This window comes from Nocardia sp. NPDC051833 (assembly GCF_040681225.1).
Taxonomy (GTDB): domain Bacteria; phylum Actinomycetota; class Actinomycetes; order Mycobacteriales; family Mycobacteriaceae; genus Nocardia.
On the sequence record NZ_JBFAYK010000001.1, the window covers coordinates 2,466,059 to 2,485,356 of the forward strand.

At 69.1% G+C, this 19,298-nt stretch carries 21 protein-coding genes; 14 read left to right on the forward strand and 7 right to left on the reverse strand.

What is annotated here, in order from left to right; translation table 11 throughout:
- Positions 1–143 precede the first annotated feature (143 nt).
- Together ugpC and AB0L91_RS11160 are read left to right on the forward strand one after the other, a co-directional pair.
- Positions 144–1,226: a sn-glycerol-3-phosphate ABC transporter ATP-binding protein UgpC gene (gene ugpC / locus AB0L91_RS11155; RefSeq protein ID WP_365009105.1), complete on the forward strand. Its 1,083-nt coding sequence runs from the start codon at positions 144–146 to the stop codon at positions 1,224–1,226.
- 18 nt (positions 1,227–1,244) lie between these two features.
- Positions 1,245–2,018, forward strand: coding sequence for an NAD(P)-binding domain-containing protein (locus AB0L91_RS11160; RefSeq protein ID WP_365011251.1), 774 nt, complete (start codon positions 1,245–1,247; stop codon positions 2,016–2,018).
- A gap of 20 nt (positions 2,019–2,038) precedes the next feature.
- Here AB0L91_RS11160 and AB0L91_RS11165 read toward each other — a convergent pair whose 3' ends face one another.
- Positions 2,039–2,575, reverse strand: coding sequence for a helix-turn-helix domain-containing protein (locus AB0L91_RS11165; protein ID WP_365009108.1), 537 nt, complete (start codon positions 2,573–2,575; stop codon positions 2,039–2,041).
- A gap of 93 nt (positions 2,576–2,668) precedes the next feature.
- On the opposite strand from AB0L91_RS11165, the gene AB0L91_RS11170 reads away from it, so the two are divergent.
- From AB0L91_RS11170 to AB0L91_RS11190, 5 genes are all read left to right on the forward strand, one after another.
- Positions 2,669–3,838: a thiolase family protein gene (locus AB0L91_RS11170; RefSeq protein WP_365009111.1), complete on the forward strand. Its 1,170-nt coding sequence runs from the start codon at positions 2,669–2,671 to the stop codon at positions 3,836–3,838.
- An 85-nt stretch (positions 3,839–3,923) separates the two neighbouring features.
- Positions 3,924–4,886, forward strand: a complete 963-nt coding sequence (locus AB0L91_RS11175; RefSeq protein ID WP_365011253.1) for an o-succinylbenzoate synthase — start codon at positions 3,924–3,926, stop codon at positions 4,884–4,886.
- An 81-nt stretch (positions 4,887–4,967) separates the two neighbouring features.
- Complete coding sequence (locus AB0L91_RS11180) at positions 4,968–5,489, forward strand: hypothetical protein (RefSeq protein ID WP_365009114.1); 522 nt, start codon at positions 4,968–4,970, stop codon at positions 5,487–5,489.
- 39 nt (positions 5,490–5,528) lie between these two features.
- The gene (locus tag AB0L91_RS11185; RefSeq protein ID WP_365009117.1) at positions 5,529–5,960 is read left to right on the forward strand and encodes a MarR family transcriptional regulator; all 432 of its coding nucleotides are present in this window, start codon (positions 5,529–5,531) and stop codon (positions 5,958–5,960) included.
- A gap of 8 nt (positions 5,961–5,968) precedes the next feature.
- Positions 5,969–6,391 (forward strand): organic hydroperoxide resistance protein, encoded by a 423-nt coding sequence (locus AB0L91_RS11190; RefSeq protein WP_355275434.1) that lies wholly within the window; start codon positions 5,969–5,971, stop codon positions 6,389–6,391.
- A gap of 197 nt (positions 6,392–6,588) precedes the next feature.
- Here the strand turns inward: AB0L91_RS11190 and AB0L91_RS11195 are convergent, their stop codons facing one another.
- Positions 6,589–7,116: a TIGR04338 family metallohydrolase gene (locus tag AB0L91_RS11195; RefSeq protein ID WP_365009118.1), complete on the reverse strand. Its 528-nt coding sequence runs from the start codon at positions 7,114–7,116 to the stop codon at positions 6,589–6,591.
- A 75-nt stretch (positions 7,117–7,191) separates the two neighbouring features.
- A complete protein-coding gene (locus tag AB0L91_RS11200; protein ID WP_365011254.1) occupies positions 7,192–7,989 on the reverse strand; it encodes a DUF2786 domain-containing protein in 798 nt (265 codons plus the stop codon).
- A gap of 199 nt (positions 7,990–8,188) precedes the next feature.
- Here AB0L91_RS11200 and AB0L91_RS11205 point away from each other — a divergent pair, with 199 nt between their 5' ends.
- From AB0L91_RS11205 to AB0L91_RS11230, 6 genes are all read left to right on the forward strand, one after another.
- The gene (locus tag AB0L91_RS11205) at positions 8,189–9,466 is read left to right on the forward strand and encodes an ABC transporter substrate-binding protein (protein ID WP_355275109.1); all 1,278 of its coding nucleotides are present in this window, start codon (positions 8,189–8,191) and stop codon (positions 9,464–9,466) included.
- An 84-nt stretch (positions 9,467–9,550) separates the two neighbouring features.
- The gene (locus tag AB0L91_RS11210) at positions 9,551–10,489 is read left to right on the forward strand and encodes a sugar ABC transporter permease (protein WP_365011256.1); all 939 of its coding nucleotides are present in this window, start codon (positions 9,551–9,553) and stop codon (positions 10,487–10,489) included.
- Between the two features lie 92 nt (positions 10,490–10,581).
- Entirely contained in the window at positions 10,582–11,388 is an 807-nt protein-coding gene (locus AB0L91_RS11215) for a carbohydrate ABC transporter permease (RefSeq protein WP_255587778.1), read from the forward strand.
- Positions 11,389–11,515: 127 nt separating this feature from the next.
- Positions 11,516–13,879 carry a transglycosylase domain-containing protein gene (locus tag AB0L91_RS11220; protein ID WP_365009121.1) on the forward strand — a complete coding sequence of 788 codons (2,364 nt, stop codon included), beginning with the start codon at positions 11,516–11,518 and terminating at the stop codon, positions 13,877–13,879.
- Between the two features lie 203 nt (positions 13,880–14,082).
- The gene (locus AB0L91_RS11225; RefSeq protein WP_355275112.1) at positions 14,083–14,544 is read left to right on the forward strand and encodes a GyrI-like domain-containing protein; all 462 of its coding nucleotides are present in this window, start codon (positions 14,083–14,085) and stop codon (positions 14,542–14,544) included.
- Between the two features lie 2 nt (positions 14,545–14,546).
- A complete protein-coding gene (locus AB0L91_RS11230) occupies positions 14,547–14,978 on the forward strand; it encodes a GyrI-like domain-containing protein (protein WP_365009123.1) in 432 nt (143 codons plus the stop codon).
- A gap of 71 nt (positions 14,979–15,049) precedes the next feature.
- On the opposite strand, the gene AB0L91_RS11235 is transcribed toward AB0L91_RS11230, so the two are convergent.
- The 4 genes from AB0L91_RS11235 to AB0L91_RS11250 form a co-directional block, all read right to left on the reverse strand.
- A complete protein-coding gene (locus AB0L91_RS11235; protein WP_355275116.1) occupies positions 15,050–16,159 on the reverse strand; it encodes an inositol-3-phosphate synthase in 1,110 nt (369 codons plus the stop codon).
- A complete protein-coding gene (locus AB0L91_RS11240; RefSeq protein WP_110037815.1) occupies positions 16,152–16,709 on the reverse strand; it encodes a PadR family transcriptional regulator in 558 nt (185 codons plus the stop codon). The genes AB0L91_RS11235 and AB0L91_RS11240 overlap by 8 nt, the downstream gene beginning before the upstream one ends.
- Before the next feature lie 152 nt (positions 16,710–16,861).
- The gene (locus AB0L91_RS11245) at positions 16,862–17,653 is read right to left on the reverse strand and encodes a DUF1707 domain-containing protein (RefSeq protein WP_365009126.1); all 792 of its coding nucleotides are present in this window, start codon (positions 17,651–17,653) and stop codon (positions 16,862–16,864) included.
- Positions 17,654–17,660: 7 nt separating this feature from the next.
- Positions 17,661–18,734, reverse strand: coding sequence for a DUF1707 domain-containing protein (locus AB0L91_RS11250; protein WP_365009128.1), 1,074 nt, complete (start codon positions 18,732–18,734; stop codon positions 17,661–17,663).
- Positions 18,735–18,857: 123 nt separating this feature from the next.
- Between AB0L91_RS11250 and AB0L91_RS11255 the strand changes: the two genes are divergently transcribed.
- On the forward strand, positions 18,858–19,277 hold the full coding sequence (locus AB0L91_RS11255; protein WP_218718591.1) for a DUF5318 domain-containing protein: 420 nt from the start codon (positions 18,858–18,860) through the stop codon (positions 19,275–19,277).
- Positions 19,278–19,298: the final 21 nt, after the last annotated feature.

Sequence of the window (19,298 nt, forward strand, 5' to 3'; positions counted from 1 at the left end):
CGTGCTCCTCGGCACTCGGGTGGGCTCCGTGCCCGAGGCTACCCGGAAATACCGAGCCGGTCCGGGTGGGCCGCTACGATCCCTGCGACCCTGTACTCGGATCGTCCGGCACGTTCCTGCCGGGATGGGATGTTGAACCACGCATGGCTACTGTCACCTTCGACCGCGCCACCAGGCTCTACGCCGGTGCGACCACGCCGGCCGTCGACGCACTCGACCTGGAGATCGCCGACGGCGAATTCCTGGTCCTCGTCGGCCCGTCCGGCTGCGGCAAGTCCACCTCGCTGCGGATGCTGGCCGGCCTCGAGGAGGTCAACGGCGGCCGCATCCTGATCGGCGACAACGACGTCACCAACGCCGAACCCAAGGATCGCGACATCGCGATGGTGTTCCAGAACTACGCGCTCTACCCGCACATGTCGGTCGCGGAGAACATGGGCTTCGCGCTGAAGCTGGCCAAGGTGTCCAAGGCCGAGCGCGACGAGCGGGTGCTGGCCGCGGCCAAGCTGCTCGACCTCGAGCAGTACCTGGACCGCAAGCCCAAGGCGCTGTCCGGTGGTCAGCGTCAGCGGGTGGCGATGGGCCGCGCGATCGTGCGCCAGCCGCAGGTCTTCCTGATGGACGAGCCGCTGTCGAACCTCGACGCCAAGCTGCGCGTGCAGACCCGCACCCAGATCGCCCAGTTGCAGCGCAGGCTGGGCACCACCACCGTCTACGTCACCCACGACCAGGTCGAGGCGATGACGATGGGTGACCGCGTCGCCGTGCTCAAGGACGGCCTGCTGCAGCAGTGCGCGTCGCCGCGCGACCTGTACCGCGATCCGGCGAACATGTTCGTCGCCGGGTTCATGGGCTCGCCCGCGATGAACCTGTTCACACTGCCCGTCGCCGACGGCGCGGTCACCATCGGCGGCTACCCGGTGCGGGTGCCGCGCGCGGTGGCCGACGCGGGCGAGGGCGAGGTCGTGCTCGGCATCCGGCCCGAGCACCTCGAGGTGGGCAACGGCGGGCTGCGGATGGAGGTCGACGTGGTCGAGGAGCTCGGCTCCGACGCCTACGTCTACGGTCGCGCGGTCTCCGACGGGACCAGCGGGCAGACCGGGGAAACCATTGTCGCGCGGGTGGATTGGCGCAAGCCGCCGGCCAAGGGCGAGCTGCTCCAGCTGGTCGCCGATCCCGAGCACGTGTACTTCTTCAGCGCGACGGACGGTCGTCGCCTGCGCTGAGCTGGACCGGGCGGGCGGCTGCCGCCGCTCGCCCGTCACACCCGATTCAGCTCTGCGCGTAGTCGCTCGGCGGGTGCCCTCACCTGGACCTATGCTGTTCGGGCCCGGTGCTCGCCGGGCTACTCGACAGACGAGGTAGCGGACATGCGCGTAGCAGTACTCGGGACAGGGCAGGTCGGCCGTCGGCTGGCGAGCAAGCTGGTCGAGGTCGGGCACACGGTGACGATGGGATCGCGCACGGCCGACAATGCCGACGCCACCGCCTGGGCGGCCGAAACAGGCGGCGCCCACGGCACTTTCGCCGACGCGGCTGCCGATGCCGATGTGATCGTCAACGCCACCTCCGGCACCGTCTCGCTGGCCGCGCTCACCGCGGCGGGGGCGGACAACCTGCGCGGCAAGGTCGTGGTCGACGTGTCCAACCCGCTCGACTTCTCCCAGGGCTTCCCGCCGAAACTCGTTGTGCCCGAAGCGGGCAGCGTCGCCGAGTCGCTCCAGGCCGCCTTCCCCGACGCCTTCGTGGTGAAGACGCTCAACACCACCAACAACCAGGTGATGGTCGACCCGGGCCGGATCCCCGGCAAGCACAGCATCTTCCTCAGCGGTGACGACGCCGCCGCCAAGAAGACGGTCACCGAACTGCTGCTCGCGTTCGGCTGGGCACCGGATCAGCTCATCGATCTGGGCCCGCTGCACACCGCGCGCAGCACCGAGCCCATGGTGCTGCTCTGGGTGAGCCTGTTCCAGGCCCTCGGCACCGAGGACGTGAATATCGGCGTCTTCACCGCCTGACCGAACGGCGGCGACCGCCGTCAGGGCGTGGCGTCCCTGTTCTTCTTACGCTCGGCGTCGCGGTAGCGGAGGTAGTCGGGGTTGACGCGGACGGCCAGTTGTTCGAGGGGGACCTCGGTGCCGTCCGCGCTGCGGAGTTCGGCGCGGACGGGTTCGCCCGTGGTGACGTCGACGCGATGCAGGGGTGCCGGGCCCGGCTGGAGGTAGGTGTCGCCCCACTGCCACAGGGCGACGACCGCCGGGAGCAGGTCGCGGCCCATGGGGGTGAGCACGTACTCGTTGCGGGTGCGCTTGCCTTCTTCCTGGTAGGGGCGCTTTTCCAGGAGCCCGGCCGCGGTGAGTTTGCGCAGCTGGCTCGCGGCGGCGGCGTCGGTGATGCCGACGCGGCGGGCGAAACCGTCGAAGCGGGTGGTGCCGTAGTAGGCCTCGCGCAGGATGAGCACCGCCGAGCGGGTGCCGATCAGGTCCATGGCCCGCGCGATCGAACAGCCCTCGGTACCCCACTTGCTCAGATCGGCCAGTGGCCCTTCCATCACGGCTGCCATGACCGACATCATACCCATCTCTGACTTGAGGAGATGATAGTTAGGGCCTACTCTGGCTATTGTTGGATAGAGCCAGCATTGGCTCACCGTCGAAAGAGGACTCCCATGCGAGACGCGGTCATCGTCGAAGCGGTACGCACCCCCATCGGGCGGGGCAAGCCGAACGGCGCACTCCACGACGTCCGTCCCGTCGACCTGCTCGCGCACAGCCTGCGCGCGGTGGTCGACCGCAGCGGCATCGACCCGGCCCTGATCGACGACGTCATCGGTGGCATCGTCACCCAGGTCGGGGAACAGGGTTCGAACATGACCCGGCGGGCCGCCCTCGCCGCCGGTTATCCCGAATCGGTGGCGGCCACCACCGTCGACCGGCAGTGCGGCAGCAGTCAGCAGGCCATCCACTTCGCCGCCCAGGGTGTGATCGCGGGCGCGTACGACATCGTCGTGGCGGCAGGCGTGGAGTCCATGGGTCGGGTTCCCATGGGCGCCAATCTGATCGGGGCCACCGACCTGTCCGGTGTCGCGTTCGCCGAGCGCTACCCGGACGGGCTGGTGCCCCAGGGGATCAGCGCCGAACTGATCGCCGCCAAGTGGGGGCTGACCCGCACCCAGCTCGACGAGTTCGCGCTCGGCAGCCACGAGAAGGCCGCCCGCGCGACCAAGGATGGACTCTTCGCCGCCGAGCTGGCGCCGCTGCACGGGCTCGACACCGACGAGGGCATCCGGGTGGGCTCCACCCTGGAGACCCTCGGCAAGCTGAAGCCCGCCTACTACGACCCGGCCATGGCGGCGCGCTTCCCGCAGATCGGCTGGGAGATCACGGCGGCCTCGGCCAGCCAGGTCAGCGACGGCAGCGCCGCGGTGCTGATCATGTCCGGCGAACGCGCCGCCGAGCTGGGCCTGCGCCCACTGGCCCGGCTGCACAGCTTCGCGGTCGCCGGCGACGATCCGCTGCTCATGCTCACCGCCGTCATCCCCGCCACCGAGAAGGTGCTGCGCCGGTCCGGCCTGACCCTCGACGACATCGACCTGATCGAGATCAACGAGGCCTTCTCCCCGGTCGTCCTGGCCTGGGCCCAGGAAACCGGCGCCGACCTCGGCAAGGTGAACGTCAACGGCGGCGCCATCGCCCTCGGCCACCCCCTCGGCGCCTCCGGCGCCCGCCTCACCACCACCCTCGTCCACGCCCTGCACCAGCGCGGCGCCCGCTTCGGCCTCCAGACGATGTGCGAAGCAGGCGGCCTCGCCAACGCCACCATCATCGAACGCCTCTGAACCCCCGCCCGTGTCGGCGCGCCCGACGCCGACACGGGCACGCGCGGGACTACCCGGGTTCTACGATCGGGGCGTGGGCGCCGAGATGTTCGTTTATGCGATTCCGCTGCGTACGCGGTTTCGGGGGATCACCGTGCGGGAGGGGATGTTGATTCGGGGGGAGTTGGGGTGGGGGGAGTTCTGTCCGTTTCCGGAGTATGGGGATCGGGAGGCGGTGGGGTGGTTGGCTACCGCGGTCGAGCAGGCGACGGTGGGGTGGCCCGCGCCGGTGCGGGAGCGGGTGCCGGTGAATTGCACGGTGCCCGCCGTCGATGGGGAGCGGGCCGGGCGGATCGTGCGGGAGTCCGGGTGTGCGACAGCGAAAGTGAAGGTCGCTGATCATCCCGGGTCGCTGGCGGAGGATATGGCGCGGGTCGCCGCCGTGCGGGAGGCGATCGGGCCCGATGGGGCGATTCGGGTGGACGCCAACGCGGTGTGGGATGTGGATACCGCGGTGCGGCACATCGGTGAGATCGACCGGGCCGCCGGTGGATTGGAGTACGTCGAGCAGCCGTGCCGGACGGTCGAGGAATTGGCCGAGGTGCGGCGGCGGGTGGCGGTGCCGATCGCGGCGGACGAGTCGATCCGGCGGGCCGAGGATCCGCTGCGCGTCGCGGTGGCCGGGGCCGCCGATGTCGCCGTGCTGAAGTGCACTCCGCTGGGCGGCGTTCGGCGGGCGCTGGCCGTCGCCGACGCGGCGGGACTGCCGACGGTGGTGTCGTCGGCCCTGGAGACGAGCGTCGGGCTGGCCGCCCAGATCGCCCTTGCGGGTGCCCTGCCGCAGCTCGAGTTCGCCTGCGGGTTGGGGACCCTCGCCCTGTTCGAGGGCGACCTCGTGGCCGATTCGCTCCGGCCGGTGAACGGCTGGCTGACCGTCCCGACCACCGCACCGGAACCCGACCCGGCCCTGCTCGACAAGTACCGACACCCCGACCCGGACCGCACGGCCTGGTGGCTGGACCGGTACGCACGCGTCAGCGCGCTGCTCGACGCGCCCGAAGCCGAGTAGTCGACTACCCGCGACCCGCCCGCGCGACGGCGGCAGGCTCGGAGCGTGATCACCCTGCACGCGGCACCGTGGAGGCGAGCGGTGGACGACGACGATCGAGGGACCGAGCTGCGCGCCCGGCTGTGGAACGACCCGGCGCCCGGCCGGGAGCCCGACGACCGCGCCTATGACAGCGCCGTGCTCGAGCAATACCGACTCTACGTGGAGATGGCCGACCGCGTGAGCGCGCGGCGCGGGCTGGCGAACTCGTTCTTCCTGACGCTCAATACCGGCATCTTCACGCTGGTCACCGTGTTCGGGAAGTCACCGCCCCCGGATACCGCGCGGTGGCTGGTGATCCCGTTGATCGCGGTGCTCGGGCAGTGTTTCGCCTGGTTCTACCTGGTGCGCAGCTACCGCTTGCTGAACGGCGCGAAGTTTCAGGTGGTGGGGGCGCTGGAGGAACGGTTGCCCGCGTCGCCGTTCTGGAAGGGCGAGTGGTGGGCGCTCGGGGAGGGGCGGGATCGGGCGCGGTATTGGCCGCTGTCGCATATCGAGCAGTGGGTGCCGGTGCTGTTCGGGGTGGCGTACGTCTCGGGGTTCCTCGCCGTCGTCTTCCACTGAATGGTTGTGCACAACTTAATTGTGGGCTACATTATTGACATGACCGATGGACTCACCCTCGACGAGCAGCTCTGCTTCCCGCTGTACGCCGCTTCGCGGGCGATGACGGCGGTCTACCGGCCGAAGCTGGAACGGCTCGGGCTCACCTATCCGCAGTATCTGGTGATGCTCGCGCTCTGGGAGCGCGACGGGCGCAGCGTCGGCGAGCTCGGCAAGACGCTCGAACTGGACTCGGGAACGCTGTCTCCGCTGCTCAAGCGACTGGAGGCGACCGGGTTCGTCGAGCGCCGGCGAGCGGCCGACGACGAACGTCGCGTCGACATCGTGCTCACCGAACACGGCCGGAACCTGCGCGCCGAGGCGTGCCGGATCCCGGTCGAGATGGCCCAGATCGCGGGACTGTCCACCGACGAGGTCACCGCACTGCGCGGACTACTCCGCAAACTCACCGACACCCTCACAGAGAAATGAGAGCTCCCATGCAGGTCCTCTACACCGCCGAAGCCCTGGCCAGCGGCGAAGGCCGCTCCGGCACCGCGCGCAGCACCGACGGCAAGCTCGACGTCGTGCTCGCGCCGCCGAAGGAGATGGGCGGCGACGGCGCGGGCACCAACCCCGAGCAGCTGTTCGCGGCCGGTTACGCCGCGTGCTTCCACTCGGCGCTGCGGCTGGTCGGCAAGAAGGCCGGCGCGAACGTCGCCGATTCCGCGGTCGGCGCGCAGGTGTCGATCGGCCCGAACGACAACGGTGGTTTCGGGCTGGCCGTGACGCTCGAGATCACGCTGCCGCACCTGTCCCGCGAGGAAGCGCAGGCGCTGGCCGAGCAGGCCCACCAGGTCTGCCCGTACTCCAACGCCACTCGCGGCAATGTCGAGGTCGACCTGCGGGTCGCCGAGGACTGATCCGCTCCCCGAATCCCGCCGGTGCCAGACGACCGGCGGGATTCGCCGTGTTCACGGCCCGACGCCACCGCACGCACACTCCCCACCCGCATCTGCGCTCATGTGGGTCGGCGGCAGTCGCGCAGCAGGCGATTATCGACGCGCCGCGGGGTATGCGCGCATCGACGACAGCGGATCGGGCAACGGTCGGATCGATCTCAGCCGAAGCGAACCCCGCAGCCCGCGAACGTCGCACGGATCAACAGGGCCGCTTCGGGTCCGATGACGCCGTCCACCAATTCGACGTAGCGCGTGCAGAATTCGGGGCCGTGTGGCGCCTCGCCCGGCTGGGGCGCGAGATGGTGGGCGAGTTCATGCAGCACTACCAATTCGCGCAATGCCCACGCGGTCGCGCCGGTATGGAGCGGGACCGCCAGCACCGAGTCGGCGGGTTCGTAGTGGGCGGCCGACGCACCGGACCGCGCGCGGACCCGTACCGGCACCGCCGCCCTGTCCCACTGCGCGCGTACCCAATTCAGCGTCAGCACCTTGTCCGCGTAGGACTGCACCGACTCGACCGAGGCGAAGCGGCGCTCGACCGGCAGCGTGAGCTGCGACCCGTAGACCTCGACCGTGCGGTGCCCGAACTCCTGCGCGCGATCGAACACACCCCGGACAAGCTGCTCGGCGTCGTAGACCTTGGCCCGCTGGGCATCCCGGCGACGGCCGGGATCAGGCGATGCCACCGCGCCCGTTCCGGACGTTCGGACCGATCGCGGCGACGCTGCCCCGTCCCGGCGAACGACCGAGCAGGTGCGCTCTCATCGGCCGAGTTTCGCCCGGGCGGCGGGCAGTTCGGGTGCGGTGCCCAATCTCGCCGAGCGCCCGGCCCGATCACCGGCGCGGCGAGCGGCGGCCGAATGTCCGGTGGATGTCTGCGGCCCCCGCCAGGTGCCCCGCGCCTCCGAGGTGGCGGTGTAGAAGTCGGTGAGGGCTACTTCTTTGTCGCGCAGGGCCAGCGCGGTGCCGGTCGACGCGGCCGGGGCCTGCTCGGCGACGACCTCGGCCTTCACCTCGGCCAGGCGGGCGCCGACGCGGGCGGCGAAGGCCATCTGGAAGTTCAGCCGCGCGGTGACCCCGGCCACCGGCGCCTCCACCTTGCGGCGGACGGTGCGCCCGAAGCGCTTCTCGGCGACGATCTTGATCACCGTCGCCTCCCGGTACGCGCCGGACTTGATGTAGTGATCGGACGCGCGCACCATCTGGATCAGCAGGCTCGCGTACAGCGCCTCACAGGTGTCGATATCGGCCGCGAAACCGTAGGCGTAGACCTGCGCGGAGCTGCGGGCGACATCACAGCGCACATCGTTGGCGGCGGCGATCGCGACGAACAGCTGGACGTAGGTGCGCAGCCCTTTTCGCCCCGGTTCACCGATCGGGATGATCCGCTGCACCGGCGTGGACCTGCGCTCGCGGTCGGCGACGTGCGAACGCGCCACCGCCAGGTCGATCGAGGATTTCGTGGCCAGCCGCTGGGCCGCGGCCAGGAACGCCTCGGCCTCGTGTTCGTTGTCGGTGGCCTCGGCCTTGCGCAGCAAACCCCCGATGCGCGAGAGCATCCGGTCGGGCGTCGACGGCGATGGACTGGTCACCCCGTCGAGGGTAGGGCACCGCAGGCGACTGTGATCCGTTCGCGAACTGACCGGAAAGTATGTGATTGGACAGGACGATCGGACGTGGCATCCACCCACCATGTATGTTGACCCGTGCACCGCACGGGTGTGCTGCTGCTCACGTCTCGACCCTGGAGTGTCTGCGATGGCCTTGAAGTTTGTCCCCAGAGCGACGATGGCTGCTGCCTCGATTGCGTTGCTTACCGCATCGTTCGCCAGTGCCTGCTCGAGTGACAACGGCGGCAACGCGCTCGACCAGAACCTGACCGGCCGCGGCCCGATCACCTACGTCGAGGGTAAGGACACCACCGAGACCGGTGTGGTCAAGCAGCTCATCGACCGCTGGAACGCCGCCCACCCGAACGAGCAGGTGACGTTCAAGGAGCAGTCGGCCGACGCGAACCAGCAGCACGACGACCTCGCCGAGCACTTCCGCGCCAAGCAGGACGGCTACGACGTCGTCGCCCTCGATGTCCCGTGGACCGCGGAATTCGCCGCGAAGGGCTGGATCCAGCCGCTCAAGGACACCTTCGCCATCGACACCGCGCCACTGCTCGCGCCGACCGTCGCCAGCGCCACCTACAACGGCACCCTGTACGCGGCCCCGCGCAACACCAACGGCGGCCTGCTGTACTACCGCAAGGACCTGGTGCCCAACGCGCCGCGGACCTGGAGCGAGATGCTCGGCCAGTGCCAGGTGGCCCGCGACAACAACATCGGCTGCTACGCCGGTCAGCTCGCCCCCTACGAGGGCCTGACCGTGAACACCTCCGAGGTCATCAACGCCTTCGGCGGCAGCTTCGTCGGCGCCGACGGCAAGACCCCCACCGTGAACAGCCCGGAGTCGAAGGCGGGCCTGAAGGTCCTCGTCGACGCCTACAAGAGCGGTGACATCCCCAAGGAAGCCATCACCTTCAAGGAGGGCGAGAGCGCCAGCGCGTTCGAGTCCGGCAAGCTGCTGTTCCTGCGCAACTGGCCGTACCTGTACGCCCAGGCCAACGCCGACACCTCCTCGGTGAAGGACAAGTTCGGCGTGGCCCCGCTGCCGGGCAACACCGGCGTCGGCGCGTCCACCCTCGGTGGCTACAACGCCGCGATCAGCGCGTTCTCCAAGAACAAGGCCACCGCGGCCGATTTCGTGCGCTACCTGATCAGCGAAGAGGCGCAGCAGATCATCGCCTCGGGCGCGCTGCCTTCCGTGCGCGCCTCGCTCTATGACGACCCGGCCCTGATCGCGAAGATGCCGTACCTGCCCGCGCTGAAGGAATCCATCGCCAGCGCCGTGCCGCGCCCGGTCACCCCGTTCTATCCCGCGGTGTCGAAGGCCATCCAGGACAACGCCTATGCTGCCCTGAACGGCACGAAGTCCGTCGACGACGCTGTCGCCGGCATGCAAAAGGGCATCGAGACCGCCGGTTCGTAGCGGAGCGCGCAGCGGACCCGACCAGACCGTAGGAGAGTAGAAACGGTGTCGGATCCTTCGGGAGCCAAGCAGCGCGGGCTAGCGCTGGAACTGCGACAATCCGGCAAGGCGTGGCTGTTCGTCACACCCGTGCTCGTCGCGCTGGCCGTGGTCATCGGGTATCCGGTGGTCCAGGCGGTCATCATGTCCTTCCAGAAGGACTCCGGGATCGACCCGGCCACCGGCATGTTCGTCGAGGGCGGCGGCGCCGGGCTGAGCAACTACACGCACTGGCTGCTGCAGCAGTGCAACACGCTCAGCGGCACCGTCGCCTGCCCGACCGGCACGCTCGGCTCCCAGTTCTGGTCGGCGGTCGGGGTCACCCTGTTCTTCACGGTGGTGACCGTGACGCTGGAAGTGGTGCTCGGCCTCGGCATGGCCGTGGTGATGGGCAAGACCTTCCGCGGCCGGGCCCTGCTGCGCGCCGCCGTGCTGATCCCGTGGGCCATCCCCACCGCCGTCACCGCGCGGCTGTGGGAGTTCATGTTCCAGTACGACGGCGTGGTGAACCGGGTGCTCGGCACCCACATCCTGTGGACCTCCGACGTCTGGGCCGCACGGTTCGCGGTCATCATCGCCGACGTGTGGAAGACGACCCCGTTCATGGCGCTGCTGATTCTGGCCGGCCTGCAGGTCATTCCGGCCGACGTGTACGAGGCCGCCAAGGTCGACGGCGCGTCGGCGTGGCAGCGGTTCGTGCACATCACGCTGCCGCTGCTCAAACCCGCGCTGCTGGTCGCGGTGCTGTTCCGCACCATGGACGCGCTGCGCATGTACGACCTGCCCGCGATCATGACGCTGGGCAACCCCGCGACGAACACCCTGTCGATCCTGGTGGTCGAGCAGGTGCGCCAAGGTCCCAACAGCGCCGCCGCGCTCTCGACGATCACCTTCCTGCTCGTCTTCGCTATCGCGTTCGTGCTGGTGAAGGTGCTGGGCGCCAACGCCGTTCGCACGCAGGAAGAACAGCGGAAGGCGAACTGATGAGCATCTCGATGACGAAAGAGGCGCCCGTCGAGCGCGCGGAAGCGCCCGTGCAGCCGGTGTCGTTGCGCAAGCGGATCGGCACCGTGCGGATGTACCTCGGTGTGCTGATCGTGCTGGTGTGGGGTCTCGGCCCGTTCTACTGGATGACGGTCGTCGCGTTCCGCGATCAGGCCTACACCTTCGACAGCACCCCGTGGCCGACCCACGTGACGCTGGACAACTTCCGCAACGCCTTCGACACCAGTCGCGGCAACAACTTCGGGCAGGCGCTGCTCAACAGCGTGATCATCGGCGCCGCGACCACCGCGGTGGCGCTGCTGCTCGGCGTGCTGGCCGCGTACGCGCTGGCCCGGATGGCGTTCGCGGGCAAGTACCTGGTCTCCGGGCTGATCCTGTCGGCCTCGATGTTCCCGGCCGTCGTGCTGGTGACGCCGCTGTTCCAGCTGTTCACGGATCTGGGCTGGATCGGCCACTACCAGGCGATGATCATCCCGAACATCTCCTTCGTGCTGCCGATGACGGTGTATATCCTGGCCTCGTTCTTCGCCGAGCTGCCCTGGGAGCTCGAGGAAGCCGCGCGGATCGACGGCGCCACCAAGTTCCAGGCGTTCCGGCTGATCATGCTGCCGCTGGCGGCGCCGGCGGTGTTCACCACCGCGATCCTGGCGTTCATCGCCTCGATCAACGAGTACCTGCTGGCCCGGCTGCTGTCGGGCGAGAAGACCCGGCCGGTGACGGTGGCCATCGCCCAGTTCTCCGGCAACGATCCGCTGGTGCAGCCGTACGCGGCGATCATGGCGGCGGGCGTGATCGTCACGGTGCCGCTGGTGATCATGGTGCTGGTGTTCCAGCGCCGGATCATCTCCGGTCTGACCGCCGGTGGTGTGAAGAGCTGATCGTGCGGGGCGGCGCGTTCGCCGCCCCCACGCGCTCCTCCCGGGTTCCACGACACCCGGCGGGTAGAGTCTTCCTGTCCGATGGCACGTCGGTACAGGTGGGTTCTTCCCCTCGCTCCGGAAGGAGATGGTCGTGGCCTCCGAGGGCGGGCGCAGGCGTTCCGGATCGGACGCGCCGTATACCTCGATCGCCGGTTTCAAGGACCCGCTCGGCCGGGACCAGCCACCGCGCAAGGGCTCGGCGCGCCGCGCCCAGGCCGCCCGGCTGGCCGCCGACGGTGACGGCGAGGAACCCCGCGCCCCACGCACCAGGGGCCAGAAGATCCGGCGGTTGCTCCTGGCGCTGTTCGTGATCTTCGTCTGTGTGCCCGCGCTGCTGTTCTTCGCGATCTACTGGAGCTCGGAGATCCCCGAGCCCGCCGAGGTCGCGGTCGAGCAGCCGGCCACCGTGCTGGCCGCCGACGGCACCACCGTGCTGACGAAATTCATTCCGCCGCGCGGCAATCGGATCCCGATCCCGCTCACCGACGTGCCGATGCCGGTGCGCGATGCCGTGCTCGCCGCCGAGGACCGCAATTTCTACACCAACCCCGGCTACTCGACGAGCGGGTTCCTGCGCGCGGCCCGCGACAATCTGCTCGGCCACGACAACGCGGGCGGCGGGTCCACGATCACCCAGCAGTACGTGAAGAACGCCTTCCTTACCTCCGAGCGCACCGTCACCCGCAAGATGCGCGAGCTGATCATCGCGGCGAAGATGTCGCGGCAGTGGAGCAAGGACGAGATCCTCGCCGCCTACCTGAACACCATCTACTACGGGCGCGGGGCGTACGGCATCGCCGCGGCGGCGAAGGCCTACTTCGACAAGCCGGTGCCCGACCTGACCCTGGCCGAGGGCGCCGTGCTCGCCGCGGTGATCCGCTCGCCCTCGGTGCTCGACCCGGAGACCCACCTCGACCAGCTGAAGGTGCGCTGGCAGTACGTGCTCGACGGCATGGTGGAGATGAAGGTGCTCGCGCCGGGCGAGCGCGACGCGACCGTGTTCCCGGCGATCATCCCGCTGCCCGACCTCCCGGCCGAGCCGGTGCCGCTCGGGCCGGAGGGCCACATCCGCACCCAGGTGTTGCGGGAGCTGCGCGCCGCCGGCCTGACCGACGCCGACATCAACACCGGCGCCTTGCAGATCACCACCACCATCGACCCGGTGGCCCAGGCGGGCGCGGTCGACACCGTGCGCCAGCGGCTGGAGTGGCAGCCACCGGAGCTGCGCGCCGCCGTCGTCTCGATCGACCCGCGCAGTGGGGCCGTGCGCGCCTACTACGGCGGTGAGGCGGGCACCGGCTTCGACTTCGCGCAGGCGCCGTTGCAGACCGGGTCGTCGTTCAAGGTGTTCGCGCTCGTCGCCGCGCAGCGCCAGGGCATCCCGCCGACCAGGGCGATCGACAGCTCCCCCGTCGTCGACCGCGGCACCACCATCACCAACGCCGACGGCGACTCCTGCGGCCGCTGCACGCTCACCGAGGCGCTCAAGCGCTCGCTGAACACCAGCTTCTACCGGCTCACGATGACGATGGCCGACGGCCCGCGCTCGATCGCCGAGGCCGCCCATCTGGCGGGCATTCCCGAGCACATCCCCGGCCTCGACGTCGAAACCCTCACCGAGGCAGGCGAAGCGCCGCTGAACGGGATCGTGCTCGGGCAGTATCTGGTGCGCCCCGTGGACATGGCCTCGGCGTACGCGACGCTGGCCGCGTCGGGCGTCTATCACCAGCCGTACTTCGTGCAGCGCGTCGTCACCGGTGACGGCCGGGTGCTGATCGATCGTGGCCCGCCGGAAACCAGGGTGGGCAAACAACTTCCGGAACCGGAGCAGCGGATCACGGCGGGTATCGCCGACACCACCACCCAGGCGATGACCCCGATCGCCAACTACTCCAACGGGCACGGGCTGGCCGAGGGCAGACCGTCGGCGGCCAAGACCGGCACCACCCAGCTGGGCGAGACCAAGGACAACAAGGACGCCTGGATGATCGGCTACACGCCGTCGCTGTCGACGGCGGTGTGGGTGGGCACCGAACAGCCGCAGCCGTTGCGCGGCGGGCGCGGTGGCGCGATCTGGGGATCCGGCCTGCCGTCCGACATCTGGAAGCAGGTGATGGACACCGCGCTGGCGGGCTCACCGGTCGAGCAGTTCCCCACCCCGGCGATGACCGGTGGCGGCGGGCTGATCCCGGGACCGGCGCCCGCACCGGCGCCCGGCGGCAGCAACCCCTACGACATCCTCAACCCGCCGACGAACGCACCGCGCAGCCCGGCACCGGATCTCATCACCCCGCCGTCGACGACGCCACGCAACCCCGCGCCGGAGCTCGGCCCCGCGCCGTCGACCACACCGCGCAACCCGGCACCGGTGATCATCATCCCGCCCGCGCCACGCCCGGCCACGCCCGGCGAATTGTTCCCCGGACTCGGTGGTGACGGCGGTCGATAGATCACGGATTGGCCACCCGGACCACACACCCCGGCGGACATGGCAACATCGTTGGCCAGAGCGCGAACCAGCCCGACCAGTCGGCACCGCCGGTTTGCCGCGACGCGACAGCGCGTCGAACGATCCCGGCGCCAAACCTGTCATATCGATGCGGGAAGATATGCGCTCGAGCGACGACGAGACTAGACATAGGGGCTACGCAGGTGGATTTCAATGTCGTTGACCGTCCCGAGACGCTGATCGCGGGCACGGTGCTCCGCAGTCCGGCGCTCGCCGTGGAGGGGCCACGCCGCGCCAAGGTGGTGGAGGCGTGGCAGCACCTGCTGGCGAGACCGCAGTTACCGGGACCGATCGCGACGGGGTACGTCGATTTCGCGGCGGAGATCAATTCCTACCTGACCCACATCGTCGGCTACGAGTGCAAGACCCTCGCCGATCTCCAGGTCGGTGACGTGCTCGCCCGCATCCCGGCGGGCCGCTACGCCCGTTTCGTCGCCACCGGCGACAACCGCGGCGACACCATCGTCGCGCTGTGGCGCCAGATCTGGGACGCCGAGGCCGCCGGTGAATTCGAGCGCGCCTACGCGGGCGACTACGAGCAGTATCCGGACGAGCGCACGGTCGAGATCTACGTCTCGCTGACCGCGGAGCAGGGGGGCGAATAGCCATGGCTGTCGATTTCGAGATCGTCACCCTCGAGGACGGGCTGATCGCGGGACTCACCGTGCCGCTGGCCGGTCGCGAGGTGACCGCGCGCGACCTGGACCTGGTGAACTTCACCTGGGACCGGTACCTATCCAGGGAGAAGACGGTGCCGCGCGCCGCGGCCTACATCGGCCAGAACGACCACGCGGTCGCCGTGCTCGGCTACGAGGTCGCCGAGCTCGACGACATCGACGAAGGCGACGTGCTGACCCGCATCCCCGCGGGCCGCTACGCGAAGTTCGTCGTCTCCGACAAGCCCTACGACCTGCTGCGCACCGCGTGGGCCCAGGTCATCAAGGCGGAGAACGCGGGCACCATCACCCGCTCGCACACCGCCGAACTGGAGCGCTACACCGGCCCGACGAGCGTCGAGGTCTACGTCTCGCTCGACTGAGCGGGCACCACGAACACAAAGGCCGGGCCACACGGAATTCCGTGTGGCCCGGCCTTGTCGGTGCGCCCGAACTACTCGGCGCCGATGATGAACGCCTCGAGCTGGGTGCGCGCGACGTCGTCGGCGATCTGCTCCGGCGGCGACTTCATCAGGTAGGCCGAGGCCGGGATGACCGGTCCACCGATGCCGCGGTCCTTGGCGATCTTGGCGGCGCGCACGGCGTCGATGATGATGCCGGCCGAGTTCGGCGAGTCCCACACCTCGAGCTTGTACTCCAGGTTCAGCGGCACGTCACCGAAGGCGCGACCCTCGAGGCGGACGTAGGCCCACTTGCGGTCGTCGAGCCACTCCACGTAGTCCGAGGGACCGATGTGGACGTTGCGGTCGTGCACCTTGCCCGAGAGCGGGCCGTTGAGGTTGGAGGTGACGGCCTGGGTCTTGGAGACCTTCTTCGACTCCAGCCGCTCACGCTCGAGCATGTTCTTGAAGTCCATGTTGCCGCCGACGTTGAGCTGGTAGGTGCGGTCGAGCACCACGCCGCGGTCCTCGAACAGCTTGGCCATCACGCGGTGGGTGATGGTCGCGCCGACCTGGGACTTGATGTCGTCGCCGACGATCGGGACACCGGCGTCGATGAACTTCTGCGCCCACTCCGGGTCGGAGGCGATGAAGACCGGCAGCGCGTTGACGAAGGCGACGCCCGCGTCGATGGCGCACTGGGCGTAGAACTTGTCGGCCTCTTCCGAGCCGACGGGCAGGTAGGAGACCAGGACGTCGACCTCGGCGTCCTTCAGAGCCTTGACCACGTCGACCGCGGGAGCCTCGGACTCCTCGATGGTCAGCGCGTAGTACTTGCCGATGCCGTCGAGGGTCGGGCCACGCTGGACGTTCACGCCGGTGGGCGGCACGTCGGAGATCTTGATCGTGTTGTTCTCGCTGGCGAAGATCGCCTCGGCCAGGTCGAACCCGACCTTCTTGGCGTCGACGTCGAACGCGGCGACGAACTTCACGTCCTTGACGTGATAGGGACCGAACTTGACGTGCATGAGGCCGGGAACGGTGGCGTTCTCGTCGGCATCCTTGTAGTACTGCACGCCCTGCACCAGCGACGATGCGCAGTTGCCCACACCGACGATCGCGACGCGAACCTCGCCGGACCCAACCTTGTTGACATCACTCATGGCCGCTCTTTCCCTCTTTCTGTGGTGCCGCCTTCGTCGATTGCTCCGCCGCAATCAACTCGTTGAGCCAGCGCACTTCGCGCTCGCTTGATTCCAATCCGAGCTGGTGGAGCTGGCGGGTGTAGCGATCCAGCGAGCCGCTGGCCTTCTTGATCGCTTCCCGCAGTCCCTCTCGGCGCTCCTCGACCTGGCGTCGCCTGCCCTCCAGGATCCGCATCCTCGCCTCGGCGGGGGTGCGGCTGAAGAAGGCCAGGTGAACGCCGAAGCCGTCATCGGTGTAGTTCTGCGGACCGGTGTCGGCGAGGAGTTCGTTGAAACGTTCCCGCCCGACCGGCGTCAGCCGGTAGACGCGGCGCGCACGGCGCGCGGTCGCGCCCTCCGGAATCTCCTCGGCGATCAACCCGTCGGTCTGCATCCTGCGCAGCGTCGGGTAGAGCGAACCGTAGGAGAAGGCCCGGAACGCTCCGAGCAGGCCCGTCAGCCGCTTGCGCAGCTCGTAACCGTGCATGGGCGCGTCCAGGAGAAGGCCGAGAATCGCCAATTCGAGCACTGCCGACCTCACTCCCTGACTATGTCGGCCTGACAGACCGAGCGGACCTAACCGATGGATGCGACTACCAACTATATCGGAGCGATATAACAAGACATAGGGCAATGACGCACATCACTGCGTCATCGCTGGTGAGAGGGCCTGGTCAGGGGCTAGGGGGTGGACACGAGGACGGTCTCACCATCGAAGCGGACCTTCATATATCCGCTCTGGTTGAGCTCGTTCTTCACATAGATGTTGATCTCGGGCTCGGCGTACTTACCACCGCCGGGTGGATACTCGACCGACACGTGCACGACGGAGCCACCGGGCACCCGGGTGGACTGCGGTGCGCCGGACATCAGCCGGGCGTAGCGGGCCAGATCGATCGCGGCAAGGTCGAACGACTTCGTGTCGGGCTGTCGGTCACTTTGTGATCCGAACGGTTCGAAGTCACCGCGGTAGATCAAATCGTCCTCTTTGCCCGGCTTTCCGGCGGCCCGTTCGACAATCGCGTAGTCCGGGTACAGCGTGAGATCGTCGGCCACGGTGCTGCCGTATTCGGCACGGTAGGCGGCGATGAAGTGCGCGAATCCGTTGCCGGTGGTGAGGTCGGGCAGCGGGTCGCCGAAAACGGCGTCGCCCGTGGCGCGGACGACCAGGCCTGCGCCCGCGCCGAGCAGCGCGGCCAGGACGACCGCGCCGGCCGGGATCCACCAGCGCCGGGGTGCGCGCGGGACGCCGCGGGCGACGGGGCGCTGCGCCAGGTTGCCCGGGATCTGCAGGTCGTCGACGAGGCGATCGAGGGCGCCGAAGGTCTCGGCCCGCATGGCGGTCGCGGTGCGCTTGTCGTGTTCGGTGGCGGTCAGCTGACCGTCGGCCAGGGCGGCGTCGAGCAGGGCGCACACGTCGGCGCGGTCGGCGTCGCGGGCGCGCAGGTTCTTCGCCGGGGACGGGGTCTTCATCGCTCGGTCATCCTTTGTACGGGTAGGTCTTCAGCACTTCGCCCGACAGCGCGAGGACGAAATGCCCCGACTGGGCGACCTCGTTGCGCACGAAGATCGTGATCCCCGGCCGCCCCACCCAGCTGTCGTTCGCGATCCGGAAGTGGGTGACCGCGCCGTTGGGCACCTGGACGGTGGCGGCCGCGTTCGTCAGCGCGGCCCCGAGGGCCTCCGCGTTCACCTGCGCGAGATCGATGTCGATCTTCTCGCGCTGACGGGTGCTGATCTGCGCGTTCGACCGGCCGAAGCCACCACGGTAGGTCCAGTCGGCGGTCCAGTCGGCATTGCCGGACTCGCGCCGGACGGCCGAGGCGTGCTCGTCGTGCAGGACGGCCTCGTCGACGAGGGTGTCGCCGAACTTCACCCGGTAGTCGTCGCGGAACTGGACGAAACCGATGAGCGTGGTCAGCCGCGGTGTGGGGATCACCAGGGGTGGCGCGGCGTTGTAGTTGATCGCGTCGGCCGCGACCACGGCGGGTGGCGGGTCCTCACCGCGCACCGTCCAGACGAAGCAGCCGATTCCGACCACCGCGACCGCCGCGATGGTGGCGATCCGGAAGGTGTTGCGCGCCTTCGGCTTCACCGGTGCCACCGGCCGCTGCTGCAATTCGGCAACCAGGGTGGACAGATCACCGAGAGTGCGCGCTTCCGAGGCCAGTTCGGTGAACGCGGTGTGCTCGTCGGCGTCGAGCTGGCCGTCGGCGCGCGCCGCGTCCAGCGCCGCGGTCGTGCGGGCCCGGTCGGCGTCGCGGGCCCTGGTCCGCGCCGGGTACTCGCCGGAGTGTCTGCGGCCGAAACGCTTCCGCTCGATCGCGGCCTGACCGCCGAAAACCGCAGGTGACTGCAGGTCCGCGGTCAGTCTTTCCAGCTCGCCCAGGGTCCGCGCCGTCCCGGCGCGAGCCGTGCGGTCGTGGTACTCGTCGGCACCCAGCTGGCCCTCGGCATAGGCCGCGTCAAGCACGGTCGACACCTGCGCGCGATCGATATCACGCGCCCTCGTCACGGAATCGGCGGCGCTGCGCGCCCGCCCGGAATCAGCCATCGTTCTGGCTCGCCTCACCTGCGTAAATACCCGGGCCGACCCCGGTATCGGGAGTTTACGACGAGAGCGCGGATGCAGCGGTGCCACCGGCACCGCAAATCAATCCCGGCTACTCTGGTGATCGTGCGAATTCAGCGGCAGGTAGTCGACTATGCGCTCCGGCGCAGGTCGCTGCTCGCTGACGTCTACGCGGGCCGGGTCGGTGTCGCCGAGGTGTGCGACGCGAATCCGTACCTGCTCCGGGCCGCCAAGTTCCACGGCCGGGGTAGCGAGGTGACCTGCCCGATCTGCCGGAAAGAGCAGCTGACCTTGGTGTCGTGGGTGTACGGGGACGGACTCGGCCAGGCGGCCGGCTCCGCGCGGACGCCCGAGGAGCTGATCCGGATGGCAGAGTCGAGCGAGGAGTTCTCGGTGCATGTCGTCGAGGTGTGCCGCTCGTGCAGCTGGAACCACCTGGTGCAGTCGTATGTGCTCGGTTCGGCGCCCGCGCCGGCCCGGCGCCGGACGAGTTCGCGAGCGGGGCGGCGTTCTGCGGCCGAGTGACGGGGCTGCCGAGCACCGCTC